The organism is Streptomyces sp. BBFR2 (assembly GCF_044497305.1).
Taxonomy (GTDB): Bacteria; Actinomycetota; Actinomycetes; order Streptomycetales; family Streptomycetaceae; genus Streptomyces.
Genome location: NZ_CP172415.1, coordinates 5,316,285 through 5,329,845, shown reverse-complemented (window position 1 = coordinate 5,329,845; position 13,561 = coordinate 5,316,285). Strand labels below are relative to the sequence as shown.

Annotated in this window: 9 protein-coding genes; 4 read left to right on the top strand and 5 right to left on the bottom strand. The window is 75.0% G+C overall.

Annotation, left to right across the window (positions count from 1 at the left end; translation table 11 throughout):
• Window position 1: 1 nt before the first annotated feature.
• The 5 genes from murF to rsmH form a co-directional block, all read right to left on the bottom strand.
• A complete protein-coding gene (gene murF, locus ACGH2B_RS21675; protein WP_399092325.1) occupies window positions 2-1,492 on the bottom strand; it encodes a UDP-N-acetylmuramoyl-tripeptide--D-alanyl-D-alanine ligase in 1,491 nt (496 codons plus the stop codon).
• A 62-nt stretch (window positions 1,493-1,554) separates the two neighbouring features.
• Complete coding sequence (locus ACGH2B_RS21670; protein ID WP_399092321.1) at window positions 1,555-3,273, bottom strand: UDP-N-acetylmuramoyl-L-alanyl-D-glutamate--2,6-diaminopimelate ligase; 1,719 nt, start codon at window positions 3,271-3,273, stop codon at window positions 1,555-1,557.
• Between the two features lie 18 nt (window positions 3,274-3,291).
• The gene (locus ACGH2B_RS21665) at window positions 3,292-5,325 is read right to left on the bottom strand and encodes a peptidoglycan D,D-transpeptidase FtsI family protein (RefSeq protein WP_399092318.1); all 2,034 of its coding nucleotides are present in this window, start codon (window positions 5,323-5,325) and stop codon (window positions 3,292-3,294) included.
• Window positions 5,326-5,461: 136 nt separating this feature from the next.
• Window positions 5,462-6,073 (bottom strand): septum formation initiator family protein, encoded by a 612-nt coding sequence (locus ACGH2B_RS21660; RefSeq protein WP_399092315.1) that lies wholly within the window; start codon window positions 6,071-6,073, stop codon window positions 5,462-5,464.
• A gap of 38 nt (window positions 6,074-6,111) precedes the next feature.
• Window positions 6,112-7,071, bottom strand: a complete 960-nt coding sequence (rsmH, locus tag ACGH2B_RS21655; protein ID WP_399092312.1) for a 16S rRNA (cytosine(1402)-N(4))-methyltransferase RsmH — start codon at window positions 7,069-7,071, stop codon at window positions 6,112-6,114.
• Window positions 7,072-7,559: 488 nt separating this feature from the next.
• Between rsmH and ACGH2B_RS21650 the strand changes: the two genes are divergently transcribed.
• The 4 genes from ACGH2B_RS21650 (at window position 7,560) to ACGH2B_RS21635 (ending at window position 13,356) form a co-directional block, all read left to right on the top strand.
• Entirely contained in the window at window positions 7,560-8,105 is a 546-nt protein-coding gene (locus tag ACGH2B_RS21650) for a beta-class carbonic anhydrase (protein ID WP_399092309.1), read from the top strand.
• A gap of 280 nt (window positions 8,106-8,385) precedes the next feature.
• Window positions 8,386-9,408, top strand: coding sequence for an AAA family ATPase (locus tag ACGH2B_RS21645; RefSeq protein WP_399092306.1), 1,023 nt, complete (start codon window positions 8,386-8,388; stop codon window positions 9,406-9,408).
• The gene (locus ACGH2B_RS21640; protein ID WP_399092303.1) at window positions 9,408-10,817 is read left to right on the top strand and encodes a DUF58 domain-containing protein; all 1,410 of its coding nucleotides are present in this window, start codon (window positions 9,408-9,410) and stop codon (window positions 10,815-10,817) included. The genes ACGH2B_RS21645 and ACGH2B_RS21640 overlap by 1 nt, the downstream gene beginning before the upstream one ends.
• 136 nt (window positions 10,818-10,953) lie before the next feature.
• The gene (locus ACGH2B_RS21635) at window positions 10,954-13,356 is read left to right on the top strand and encodes a transglutaminaseTgpA domain-containing protein (protein ID WP_399092300.1); all 2,403 of its coding nucleotides are present in this window, start codon (window positions 10,954-10,956) and stop codon (window positions 13,354-13,356) included.
• Window positions 13,357-13,561 lie beyond the last annotated feature (205 nt).

Sequence of the window (13,561 nt, the reverse complement as noted above, 5' to 3'; positions counted from 1 at the left end):
TTCATCGGGTCGCGGACCCGCTCTCGGCGCCCTGTACGCCCTCACCCTCCAGCAGTGCCGCCGCGACCCGTTCGAGCCCCACCGACCTGGATGCCTTCACCAGCACGACGTCCCCCGGCCGCAGCTCGCTGCGCAACAGGTCCACCGCCGCCCGTGTGTCGGACACGTGCACCGACTCCTCACCCCACGAACCCTCGTTGTAAGCGCCCATCCGCAGCCAGGCGGCTTCCCTGCCGCCGACCGCGACGAGCTTGCTGACGTTGAGCCGGACGGCCAGGCGTCCGACCGCGTCGTGTTCGGCGAGGGCGTCCTCGCCCAGCTCGGCCATCTCGCCGAGCACCGCCCACGTGCGCCCGCCCCGCTCCTTGCCGGCTTCGCCCATCGCGACCAGCGCTCGCAGCGCCGCTCGCATGGACTCGGGGTTCGCGTTGTAGGCGTCGTTGACCACCGTCACGCCGTCCGCGCGCTCGGTGACCTCCATCCGCCAGCGGGAGAGCGTGCCGGCTTCGGAGAGCGCGGTGGCGATCTCGTCCACGGGCATGCCCGACTCGTGGGCGACGGCGGCCGCGGCGAGCGCGTTCGACACGTGGTGCTCACCGTACAGCCGCATGGTCACCTCGCTGCACCCGGAGGGTGTGTGGAGCGTGAAGGCGGGCTGACCGAGTGTGGTGAGCCGGACATTCTCGGCACGGACGTCGGCCTCCGGCGCCTCGCCGAAGAGGACCGTACGGGCCTTCGTGCGGTGGACCATGGCGCGGACGTAGGGATCGTCGGCGTTGAGCACGGCCACTCCGCCCGCCCGTCGCCCGCCGCCACCCTCCTGCGGAAGCCCTTCGGGCCCCTCTTCGTCCGCGGCGGGCAGCGCTTCCACCAGTTCGCCCTTTGCCAGGGCAATCTGCTCGCGGCCACCGAACTCGCCGATGTGGGCGCTGCCGACGTTGAGGACCACACCGATCCGGGGCGGGGTGAGCGCCGCGAGGTAGCGGATGTGGCCGACGCCGCGCGCGCCCATCTCCAGAACGAGGTGGCGGGTGGTCTCGTCGGCGCGGAGCGCGGTGAGCGGCAGGCCGATCTCGTTGTTGAGGTTGCCCTCCGGCCACACCGTCGGGCCGTTGCGCCGCAGCAACTGGGCGATCAGGTCCTTGGTGCTGGTCTTGCCCGCGGAGCCGGTGAGGGCGATGACGTTGGTGCCCAGCCGCCCGACGACGGCGCGGGCCAGCGCGCCGAGCGCGGCGACGACGTCGTCGACGACGATCGCCGGGACGCCGACGGGGCGGGCGGCGAGGACCGCCGTCGCGCCGTCGGCGACCGCGCCGGCGGCGAAGTCGTGGCCGTCGGCGCGTTCACCGGCGAACGCCACGAAGAGGCTGCCGGGGCGTACCTGCCGGGAGTCCTGCACGACCGGGCCGGTGACCTGGAGTTCCGGGTCCGGTATGTCGTGCGGCTGCCCGCCGGTGATGCTCGCGATCTCGGCGAGGGTCAGGGAGATCACAGCTCACCCCCGGCGAGCGGCGGAAGAGACCAGCGGAAAGGTTGTGCGCGCATGGCGGTGTGTCATCCCTGGTGGTTCGGCTGCTGCTCGGACATCGAGGCCACGATGGCCTCGCGCAACACCTGGCGGTCGTCGAAGGGGCGGACCACTCCGGCGATGTCCTGGCCCTGTTCGTGGCCCTTGCCGGCGACGATCACGGTGTCGCCCGGTTCGGCGCGGGCGACGGCGGCGGCGATGGCGGCGCCGCGCTCCTCCTCGACGAGGACGGTGCCGCGCTCGTGGATCGGTACCTCGGCGGCGCCCGCGAGCATCGTGGCGAGGATCGCGAGCGGGTCCTCGGAGCGCGGGTTGTCGGAGGTCAGTACGGCGGTGTCGGCGAGGCGGGCCACCGCGGCGCCCATCGGGACGCGCTTGTGCGGGTCGCGGTCGCCGCCGCAGCCGAGGACGGCGTGCAGCTTGCCGTCGGTCACCTTGCGCAGGGCCCGCAGAACCGATTCGACGGCGTCGGTCTTGTGCGCGTAGTCGACGACGGCGAGATACGGCTGACCGGCGTCGACGCGCTCCAGCCGGCCGGGGACGCCGGGGACCGCGGCGACGCCGTCGGCGGCGGTCTGCGGGTCGATCCCGGCGACGACCAGGGCGGTGATCGCGGCGAGCGCGTTGGCGACGTTGAACGGGCCGGCCAGCGGCGAGGCGGCCCGCAGCTTCTCGCCGTTCGGGCCGTACACGGTGAACGTCGAGCCGAGCGCGCCGATCTCGACGTCGGCGGCGCGCCAGTCGGCGTCCGGGTGCCCCTCGGCGGAGAAGGTGGTCACCGGGACCTCGGCCTCGCCGCGGGCCAGCCGCTTGCCGTACTCGTCGTCGAGGTTGACGACACCGGCGCGGCTGCGGGCGCGGGTGAACAGGCGGGCCTTGGCCTGGAAGTAGTCCTCCATGCCGGAGTGGAACTCCATGTGCTCCGGGCTGAGGTTGTTGAAGACGGCGACGTCGAAGACGCAGCCGTCGACCCGGCCGAGGACCAGCGCGTGGCTGGAGACCTCCATGGCGACGGAGCCGACGCCCCGCTCGCGCATGACGGCGAAGAGCGCCTGGAGGTCGGTGGCCTCGGGGGTGGTCCGCTCCGACTTGATGCGCTCGTCGCCGATACGGGTCTCGACGGTGCCGATCAGGCCGGTCAGCGCGCCCTTGCCGTCGGCCTCGGCCGCGGCCTTGAGCCCGCCCTCCATCAGATACGCCGTGGTGGTCTTGCCGGAGGTCCCCGTGATGCCGATCTGGAGGAGGTCCTCGCCCGGCGCGCCGTAGATGGAGACGGCGAGGGCACCCATCCGGGCGCGCGGGTCCTCGGTGACGAGGACCGGCAGGCCCGTCCCGGCGGCGCGCTTCTCGCCCGTCGGGTCGGTCAGGATCGCCGCGGCGCCGAGGTCGGCGGCCTGGGCGACGAAGTCGGCGCCGTGCAGGCGGGCCCCGGGCAGAGCCGCGTAGACATCACCGGGACGGACCGCCCGGGAGTCGTGGGTGATGCCGGTGACCTGGACGTCTGCCGCTTCCGGAGCCGGGTTGCCCAGCTGCTCGGCGAGGACCGCCAGGGGGGTGGGCCGGACCTCCTCGGGGCGGGGCGCTCCCGGATAAGTTCCGGAGGCGTCCTTCTGGGCGTTGGGGGACTGTTCAGCATGTGACACGGCGGTGAGCGTACCGGGCGCGGCGGCTCCGAGGCGAAGCGAGGGCCGCGGGCGGGAGTCGTGCGCCGGGTCGGGTGTTTGGTGGGGAGTGATCGTCGTCACGGCGATGTTGCCTCGTTTTCAGTCGCCTGGCGTGAAGGTGACGGGCAGCCTCGGGGGCGCGCTGCCGCTGGGCGGGACCTGGAGGGTTTTCAGCGCGAACTTCATCACCTGCTGGTAGACGGGTCCGCAGACCTGACCGCCGAAGTAGCTGCCCTTGGTGGGGTTCTGGACGGCGCAGTAGACGGTGATGCGGGGGGCGTCGGCGGGGGCGAAACCGGCGAAGGACGCGGTGTAGCCGTGGTAGCGGCCGGTCTTGGGATCCACCCGGTTGGACGTGCCGGTCTTGCCGCCCACGCGGTAGCCGTCGATCTTCGCGGCGGCACCGGTGCCCTCCCGGTCGTCGACGACCGATTCGAGCATGGTGGCGAGCTGCCGGGCGGTCTTCGGGCTCACCACGCGGGTCTTCTCCGGGGCGGGCGCCGGCCGGTACCGGCCGTCCGGGCCGGTGGTGCCGCGGACGAGGGTGGGGGCGACGCGCTCGCCGCCGTTGGCGATGGTGGAGTAGACGGAGGCGGCCTGGACGGCGTTGAGGGAGAGGCCCTGGCCGAACGGGATCGTGTACTGCTGCGAGGTGTTCCAGTCCTGCGGCTTCGCCAGGATGCCGTCGGTCTCGCCGGGGAAGGCGAGCCCGGTGGGGCGGCCGATGCCGAACTTGTCGAGGTAGGAGTGGAGCACCCGGTTGGCCTCGGGCTGGGTCTTCCCGAGCTGGCCGGTGGCGAGGATGGTGCCGATGTTGCTGGACTTGGCGAGGACGCCGTTGAGCGTGAGGTGCCAGGTGTCGTGGTCGACGTCGTCGGCGAAGAGCCGGTCGCCGCGGTGCAGGCGGTTGGGGACGGTGACGCGGGTCGCGGGGGTGGCGGCGCCCTCCTCCAGGACGGCGGCCATCGACATGAGCTTGCTGGTGGAGCCCGGTTCGTAGGCGTCGGTGAGGGCGGCGTTGCCGAGGGCCGCGGGGTTCGCCCGGTCGAGGTGGTTGGGGTCGAAGCCGGGGGCGTTGGCGAGGGCGAGGATCTGGCCGGTGCGGGTGTCCTGCACGACGACGTAGCCGCGGTCGGCCTTGGATTCGGTGACCTGTTCGGTGATGGCCTTCTGCGCCTCCCACTGGATGTCGCGGTCCAGGGTGAGGCGGACGTCGGTGCCGGGGACGGCGGGGTGTTCCTGGGTGTCGGCGGTGGGCACCCGGCGGCCGCCGGACTGCGCGTAGACGAGCTTGCCGTCCTTGCCGGCCAGCGCCTTGTTCAACTGGGCCTCCAGCCCGCCGCCGCCCTTGCCCGCGCTGTTGACGAAGCCGAGGACACCGGCGGCGAGGGCGCCGCCCGGGTAGACGCGCTTGCTGTGCCGGTCGGCGAAGATCCCGACGAGGACGTTGGGTTCGCGCGCCTTCTTCGGCGCGGCGGCCGCCTTCTTGTCCAGCTCCGTCCGCATGTCCTTGATCTTCTTCCAGACCTGTGGGGTCTGCTGGCGGGCGAGGACGACGTACCGGGAGGAGGGTTTGGCCAGCTTGGCGGCGAGGGTGGCGCGGTCCTCGCCGAGGACCGGCGCGAGCAGCGCCGCGGCCCGCCGCGGGGCGTCCGCGATCTTGATCTTGTCGGGCGCCAGCAGGCTGGGGTCGGCGGTGATGTCGTACGCGTCGACGGTGGTGGCGAGATCGGTGCCGGAGCGGTCGGTGATGGCGCCGCGTTCGGCGGCCAGGGTCACCGGGACGTAGCGGTTGACGTTGGCCTTGGCGGCGTACGCGGCGGCGTCGACGGCCTGCACCTGGAAGAGGCGGACCACGAAGACCAGCATCACCAGCGTCAGCGCCACGGCGACCAGCCGCAGCCGGGGCCGGGGGCTGCCGAGCCGGAGCACGGGCGCGGGCCGGGCCGGGCGCCGCGGCGGCGCGGCCTTGGCGGGGCGGCGGGCGGCCGGGGGGCGGCCGGTGGCGGGACGGCCTGCCGCGGGACGGCCGCCCTTGGGCGCCGGGCGGCCGTTCCTCGGTGCCGGACGGCGGGCGCCGCCGCTCTGCGCGGGGCGCGGGACGCGGCGCCGGGGGTCCTTGGGCGCGGTCATGACGCGGCCTGCCCGTGCGGCACGCCGGCGGACGCGGCCCCGGGGGCCGTCCCGCTCCCGTCCGCCGCGGGGGCGCGGTGGCGGGACGCGGGGTCCGGCGCGTCGTACGGCTGGGGGGCCTGGTCCGTCACCGGGTTCACCTGCCGGAGGTTGTCGGGGAAGGGACGGCCGCGGTGGACGGCCCGGCGGCCGGACGCACGGGACCGGCCGGGGCCGCACCACGCGGGCGGGACACGGCGGCGGACGCGGCGCCGGAGGCCGGGGCACCGGCGGACGGGGCACCGGCGGCGGTGGCGGCGGCGTCCGGGGACGTGGCGCCGGACGTCCCGGGGGCGCCCGGCGTGGCCGTCGCCCCCGGGGTGGCGCCGCCGCCGAGCGCCCCGGGGAGCGACGGGCCGGCCGGGGCACGCAGCGGACGCGGCTCCTCCGTCGCCTCGCTCGGCTTGCCGCGGACCGTGCCGTCCGGGGCGAGGAACGCCGGATTGCCGCCCGGCACCATGCCCAGCTCCCGGGCGCGGCGTTCGAGGGCACCCGGGGCGGAGACCGCGTCCACCTGCTGCTGGAGTTCCTGCTGGTCGTCCGTCAGCTCGTCGGTCCGCTTCTCCAGGCGGCTCAGCTCGAACGAGCCCTGGTTGAGCGCCGAGTTGAGCAGCAGCAGGGCGAGCAGCCCGGAGCCGAGGAGGACGACGACCAGCAGGACGAAGGGCGTTCGCGCGGCGGAGCTGCTCCCGCCGGGGAACAGCGCCACGAGGCGGGAGGGCCCCTTCGGCGAACGCCCCCGGGGGGTCACGCGATGTCCTCGCGGATGCGTTCGGCGCCGCGCAGCCGGGCCGGGGCCGCACGCCGGTTCTCGGCGACCTCTTCCTCCGTGGGGAGTTCGGCGCCCCGGGTGAGCAGTTTCAGCCGCGGCTGGTACTGCTCGGGGACGACGGGCAGGCCGGGCGGCGCGGTGTTGGCGGCACCGGCGGCGAAGACCTGCTTGACGATCCGGTCCTCCAGCGAGTGGTAGGCGAGGACCGCGATCCGGCCACCGACCGCCAGCGCCTTCACCGCGGCGGGCACGGCGCGCTCCACGCTCGCCAGCTCGCCGTTGACCTCGATGCGCAGCGCCTGGAAGGTGCGCTTGGCGGGGTTGCCGCCGTGCCGCTTGGCCGCCTGCGGCAGCGCCTCGCGGATCAGCTCGACCAGCCGGGCACTGTTGCGGAACGGCTCCTTCGCCCGCTCGCGCACCACCGCCTCGACGATCCGCTTGGCCTGCTTCTCCTCCCCGTAGGAGCGCAGGATCCGCACCAGCTCCCCGGGCGCGTAGGTGTTGAGGACGTCGGCGGCGCTGATGCCGGTCGTCTGGTCCATCCGCATGTCCAGCGGCGCGTCCTGCGCGTACGCGAAGCCGCGGTCGGCCTCGTCGAGCTGCATGGAGGAGACGCCGAGGTCGAAGAGGACGCCCTGGACCCGGGGCACGCCGAGGCGGTCGAGGACCTCGGGGAGTTCGTCGTAGACGGCGTGCACCAGGGTGGCGCGGTCGCCGTACGGGGCGAGCCGTTCGCCGGCCAGGCGCAGCGCGGAGGGGTCGCGGTCGAGGGCGATGAGGCGGGCCGCGGGGAAGGTGGCGAGCAGCGCCTCGCTGTGCCCGCCGAGGCCGAGGGTGCAGTCGACGACGACGGCGCCCGGCTCGGCGAGGGCGGGGGCGAGCATGTCCAGGCAGCGCCGGAGCATGACGGGGACGTGGCGGGTGTGGGCGCTCATGCGCGGACCTCGCTTCGCCGGGCGGTCCCGCATCCGGGGCGGGCGCACCTCTTTCTGATTCGCTCGCTGCGCTCGCTCATAAGCCTTCCGATGGGTGAGCGGCAGGTGGGTCCCCGGCCGCTGGCGGGGTGCCGCACGTACCGCTTGGTCCCCGCCCGCTCTGAAGGGGAAGTGGCTCTCCGGCGACGGGGAATTGGCGTCGGAAGGCCGCTGGAGCGGGAGGAGGCCGAACCGTACGTGCGGTGCGCACGCGAGGGCTTCGGGGACCGAGGAGAGCGTCACGCCTCCCACTTCGCGCCACTTTAGTCCACCGTCTTCCCCGGTCAATCAACCGGTTCCGCGCGTCCCGGAGCGGCTGTTCGGGCCACCGCTCACCCGAACGGGGGCTCCGTAACACCCCATGTGGATTACGTCACAAGGGGTGATGTCATCCGCTATGCCCGCTCCCAGGTGCGGCCGGATCCGGCGGCCGGAGCTACGGTGAGGCCATGTCCATATCTGCTTCACCGTCGCCGTCCCCGGCCGACGACACCGCCGGGACCACCGTCACCGACCGCCTCGTCGCATCCAACGAGCGGTACGCCGAAGCGTTCAGCGACCCCGGCATGGATGCCCGGCCGGTCCTCAACGTCGCCGTCGTGGCCTGCATGGACGCCCGCCTCGACCTGCACGCGGCGCTCGGTCTGCAACTGGGCGACTGCCACACGATCCGCAACGCGGGCGGCGTCGTCACCGACGACATCATCCGTTCCCTGACCATCAGCCAGCGCGCGCTGGGCACCCGGTCGGTGGTGCTGATCCACCACACCGACTGCGGTCTGCTGGGCCTCACCGAGGACTTCCGCCACGATCTGGCGGCCGAGGTCGGCCAGCGTCCCACCTGGGCCGTCGAGGCGTTCAAGGACCTCGACGAGGACGTCCGCCAGTCGATGGAACGGGTGCGCACCTCGCCGTTCCTGCTCCACAAGGACGACGTCCGCGGCTTCGTCTTCGACGTCACCACCGGTCTGCTGCGGGAGATCTTCCCCCGCTGACCTCGTACCGGCGCCGGGTGCGGGACGCGTGTCCCGTGCCCGGCTCCGTGCTGCCCGGACGCGGGCGGCCGGCCGTCACCCGCCCAGGCGAAACGCCGTCAGTTGTCCACAGGCCATGACGCCGGGTGCGCGCGGCGGTGAGAATGCGGGGGTGGCACCGCCCCGGCCCGGCCGGGGACGGCGCCGCGTGAGGGGGCGGGCCGGGCCGTACGGAAGGCGCCGGTCCGGTGCGGGAGATCCTCTGTTCAGCGCGGGCACGGGGAAGGGCCGAGGAGGGCCGGTGACGACGTATGACGAGCGAGCGAGCCTCGTTGATGTGACCACCACTGCCGAACGGGTGCAGCGGTCGGTCGAGGGTGTCATCGAGGGCAAGCCGGAGGTCGTACGGCTGGCGCTCACGGTGCTGCTCGCCGAGGGGCACCTGCTCATCGAGGACGTGCCGGGCGTCGGCAAGACGATGCTGGCCAAGGCGCTGGCGCGGTCCCTGGACTGTTCGGTGCGGCGCATCCAGTTCACGCCGGATCTGCTGCCCTCCGACATCACCGGTGTCGGCGTCTTCGACCAGCGGAGCAAGGAGTTCGAGTTCAAGCCCGGCGCGATCTTCGCCCAGTTCGTGATCGGCGACGAGATCAACCGCGCCTCCCCCAAGACCCAGTCGGCGCTGCTGGAGTCCATGGAGGAGCGTCAGGTCACGATGGATGGCCGGACGTACGAGCTGCCCAGCCCGTTCATGGTCGTCGCCACCCAGAACCCGGTGGAGATGGAGGGCACGTACCCGCTGCCGGAGGCGCAGCGCGACCGCTTCATGGCGCGGGTGTCCGTGGGCTATCCGGGCCCGGCGGCCGAGCTGCGGATGCTGGACGTGCACGGCGCGGCGTCGCCCCTGGAGAGCCTGCGGCCGGTGGCCCGCGCCCAGGACGTGGTGCGGCTGACCGAGGCGGTGCGGGCCGTCCATGTGGCGGAGGCGGTGCGCCGGTACGCCGTGGAGCTGGTGGCGGCCACCCGCTCCCATCCCGATCTGCGACTGGGCGCCTCACCGCGGGCGACGCTGCACCTGGTCCGCGCGGCGAAGGCGGCCGCGGCGCTCGCCGGGCGGGAGTACACGCTCCCGGACGATGTGCAGGCGCTGGCCGTCCCGGTCCTCGCGCACCGGCTGCTGCCCACGTCGCAGGCGCAGTTGAACCGCCGCGGCGCGGAGCAGATCGTGCTGGAGATCCTGCACCGCGTCCCGGTTCCGGACCCGGCGCGGCAGGCCCGGGCGGATGCTCCGGACCGCCGCCCGCCCGGCGTACGGGAGCTGTGATGTCCGGCGGGAGCGGCCCGGAGACCGGCGGGCGGGGCGGGCTGCGGGCCGCCCTCGCCGGGCTGACGACGCGCGGCCGGTCGTTCCTCGCCGCGGGGGTCGCCGCCGCGATCTGCGCGTATCTGCTGGGCCAGGCGGATCTGCTGCGGGTGGGGCTGCTGCTGGCGGCGCTGCCGCTGGTCTGCGTCCTGGTGCTGCACCGCACGCGCTACCGCCTCGCCGCCCGCCGCACGCTCACCCCGGCCCGGGTGCCGGTGGGTGCCGAGGCCCGGGTGGGGCTGTCCGTGGAGAACCTCTCCCGGCTGCCGACGGGCGTGCTGATGCTCCAGGACCGGGTGCCGTACGTGCTCGGGCCGCGGCCGCGGTTCGTCCTGGACCGGGTGGAGGCGGGCGGGCGCCGGGAGGTGTCGTACCGCGTCCGGTCGGATCTGCGGGGGCGCTTCCCGTTGGGTCCGCTGGAGCTGCGGCTGGCGGACCCGTTCGGCATGTGCGAGCTGACCTGCGCTTTCGGTGTCTCGGACACGCTGACGGCGGTGCCCCGTACCCAGCCGCTGCCGCCCGTACGGATGGCCGGGGAGGCGTCCGGGTACGGCGACGGGCGGCGTTCGGCGGCGCTGGCGGGCGAGGACGACGTCATTCCGCGCGGCTACCGCCACGGTGACGATCTGCGCCGGGTCCACTGGCGGTCCACGGCGCGCCACGGCGAGCTGATGGTGCGCCGGGAGGAGCAGCCGCGGCGGACGCGGTGCACGGTCCTGCTCGACACCCGCGAGGCGGCCCACCACGGCGTCGGCCCGGAGTCGGCGTTCGAGTGGGCGGTGGCGGCCGCCGCCTCCGCCTCGGTACATCTGCTGGAGCGCGGTTTCCCCGTACGGCTGCTGACGGACACCGGCACCTCGGTGCCCGGCCCGGAGGGCACCGCCGGCGGGCCGGGCGGTGCGGACCCCGCCGCGACGGCCGGTCTGCTGCTGGACGCCCTGGCCGTGGCGGAGCCGTCCGGGGAGCCGGACCTCTCGGCCGCGTACGAGGCGCTGCGCGGCGGCGAGGGCCTGCTGATCGCGTTCTTCGGGGAGCTGGACGAGGCGGCGGCCGAGGCGGCCGCGCGGATGCGGCGGCGCAGTACGGCCGCGGTCGCCTTCGTCCTGGACGGCGCCGCCTGGGCACAGCACTCCCGGGAGGCGCGGTCCGGCGCCCGCCCCGGGACGCTCGACGACCGGCTGCGGATCTTCCGCGCGGCGGGCTGGACGGCCCTGCCGGTGGCGCCCGGTGCCTCGCTGCCCGCGCTGTGGCGGGCGGCCGACGGAGCGGGCGGCATACCCTCCGATGGTCCCTGGGCGGGCGCGGCGGCCACGCCGTACACCCCGGCGGGCACGGACGGCGCGGCAGCGGGGGCGGGGAGCGGGACATGAGGCGGAACGTGAGCGGCCTGAGCGGCCGACGGGCCGGCGGAGGGCCGCGCGGACGGCGCGCCATGGCGGACGGGCGGACGCCGGGCGTCGGCCGGGGCACCGTGGGTGGCCGGGCCGTGCGGGCGGGAGGGCGCGGATGAGCGGGCGGGGGCCTGCGCTGTGGGCGGCGGTGGCGACGCTCTGCGCGTCCTGTGCGCTGGTGCCGCTGGTCGGTCCGGTCGGCTGGATGCTCCAGGCGGCGCTGCTGGTGGCGCTGGTGACGGCCGCGGGCGCCGGGGCACGGCGCCTGCCGTGGCCGCGCCCGCTGGTCATCGTCGCCCAGACCGTGCCGGCGCTGCTGACGCTGACCGCGCTGTACGCCGGTGGGCAGGCGGTCCTCGGGGTGCTGCCGGGCCCGGACGCCGTGGCGGAGCTGATCAGCCTCGGGCGGTCCGGGGTGGCCGACGTCAGCCGGTACGCCAGCCCGGCGCCGCTCACGCCGGGCATCCGGCTGCTGCTGGTCGGCGGGGTGACGCTGATCGGCCTGGTCGTGGACGCGCTGGCGGTCACGTACCGCAGCGCCGCACCCGCCGGACTGCCGCTGCTGGCGCTCTACTCGGTCGCGGCGGGGCTGGCGCCGGGCGGCACGGGCTGGCTGTGGTTCCTGATCGCCGCCGCGGGCTATCTGCTGCTCCTGCTGGCCGAGGGCGGCGAACGGCTGTCGCGGTGGGGCCGGGTGTTCGGCGGGGCGGCGGCCCGGACCTCCCGGTGGTCGCCGTGGTCGGGGAAGGCGGCGGCCGGGGCCGCTCCGGTGCGCCACGGGCGGCGGATCGGCGCGCTGGCGCTCGGCGTCGCCGTCGCCGTCCCCGCGGCGCTGCCGTCGCTGGGCGGCGGGCTGCTCGGCACGGGCGGCCGGGACGGAGGTTCCGGCGGCGGCACCATCTCGGCGGTCAACCCGCTCGTCTCCCTCCAGAACAGCCTGAACCAGCCCGAGGACAAGGAGGTCCTCAACTACCGCACCACGGCGGACGACACCCGCGACCTGTATCTGCGGATCGTGGCACTCGACCAGTTCGACGGCACGGCCTGGAAGCCGTCCGAGCGGACGGTGACCGATGTGCCCGAGCAACTGCCACGTCCCGCGGGCCTCTCCCCCGACGTCGCCACCACCCGGATCAACACCTCGATCTCGACCGCCGAGTGGTACGGCCAGAACTGGCTCCCGATGCCGTTCCCGGCCTCCCGGATCGGCATCTCCGGGCGGTGGCGCTTCGAGGAGCAGGGCCGCACCCTGGTGGGCGACCGCGGTCAGAACACCCGCGGCCTGCAGTACCAGGTGGAGAGCCTGCGGGTGCGGCCCACGGCGCGGCAGCTCGCCGAGGCCCCGCCGCCGCCCGCCGCGCTGCGGCACGAGTACACCGAGGTGCCCGCCTCGCTGCCGCCCGTGGTCGCGGCGACGGCCCGGCAGGTGACCCGCGGCGCGGCCACCGCGTACGCGAAGGCCGTCAAGCTCCAGGACTGGTTCGCCACCGACGGCGGCTTCCGTTACAACACCGAGGTGCGCGCGGGCAGCGGGGTGAAGGCGATCACCCGGTTCCTTACGCAGAAGGAGGGCTTCTGCGTCCACTTCTCGTTCTCGATGGCCGCGATGGCCCGCACCCTGGGCATCCCGGCGCGGGTCGCCGTCGGCTTCACCCCGGGCACCAAGCAGCCGGACGGAACGACGTCGGTCGGCCTGCGGGACGCCCACGCCTGGCCCGAGCTGTACTTCGAAGGCATCGGCTGGACCCGTTTCGAGCCCACCCCGAGCCGCGGCACCATCCCGGAGTACGCCCTTCCGGACACCTCGCAGGACACCTCCCCCGGGTCCCCGGCACAGCAGCCGACCCGGCCCACCACACCGTCCGGCGCCCCGCGGCCGGATCCGTCCTGCGGCCCCGGCCAGCGGGCGGGCTCCGGGGGCTGCATGGCGGCGGCCCCCTCGGTCCCGGGCGACGGCCCGTCGGGCGGCGGCCCTTCCGTCCCGGGCGTCATCGCCCTGACGCTGGGCGGCCCGCTGCTGCTCGCGGTGGCCGCGCTCCCGGCGCTGTGGCGGTCCCGGACCCGTACGCGGCGGCTCTCCGCCGACGGCCCGGCGGCCACCCTCGCCGCCTGGGAAGAGCTGATCGACACCGCCCGGGACCTGGGCATCGCGCCGGACGGAACGCTCACCCCGCGCCGGACCGCCGACCGGCTGATCGGCGTCGCCGCACTACCGCCCCGGCCCGCCGAGGCCGTGCACCGGGTGGCCGGCGCGGTCGAGGAAGCCCTGTACGCGGCCCGTCCGCGGCCCGCACCGCAGGTGGCCGACGACGTCCGGCTGATCCGTACGGCCCTGCGGGCACAGGCGTCCCGCGCGACACGGTGGCGGGCGACACTGCTCCCCCGCTCCGCAGACCGTCTGTTCCGGACGTTCACCACCCGGTGGCACGCATTCCGCCGACGCCGCGTTTCCGGCCGCGCCACCACCGCCCTCCGCCGCCTCACCACCGCACTGCACCCCGGCGGCCGACGAACCTGACACGAACGAACGCCGTACGCCGTGGCCCAAGGGCTCGGCGTACGGCGAGCGGGACGGCAGCCGGGAGAGCGGGCCGGGCCTGGCACCACGCGATCCGCGGTCCGGCGATCTCCGGCCCCGTACGGCGACCTCCCACACGGGACAGGTCCCCGGCCAGGCCGTCGGCACGGTCCACGGGCCCGCAGCCCAGAGGGGCCCAGCGGGG

Bases quoted from the DNA above. Each gene is read 5' to 3' on its own strand.
- ACGH2B_RS21665 (WP_399092318.1), bottom strand. From the start codon at position 5,325: ATGACCGCGCCCAAGGACCCCCGGCGCCGCGTCCCGCGCCCCGCGCAG.
- rsmH (WP_399092312.1), bottom strand. From the start codon at position 7,071: ATGAGCGCCCACACCCGCCACGTCCCCGTCATGCTCCGGCGCTGCCTG.
- ACGH2B_RS21650 (WP_399092309.1), top strand. From the start codon at position 7,560: ATGTCCATATCTGCTTCACCGTCGCCGTCCCCGGCCGACGACACCGCC.
- ACGH2B_RS21640 (WP_399092303.1), top strand. From the start codon at position 9,408: ATGTCCGGCGGGAGCGGCCCGGAGACCGGCGGGCGGGGCGGGCTGCGG.
- ACGH2B_RS21635 (WP_399092300.1), top strand. From the start codon at position 10,954: ATGAGCGGGCGGGGGCCTGCGCTGTGGGCGGCGGTGGCGACGCTCTGC.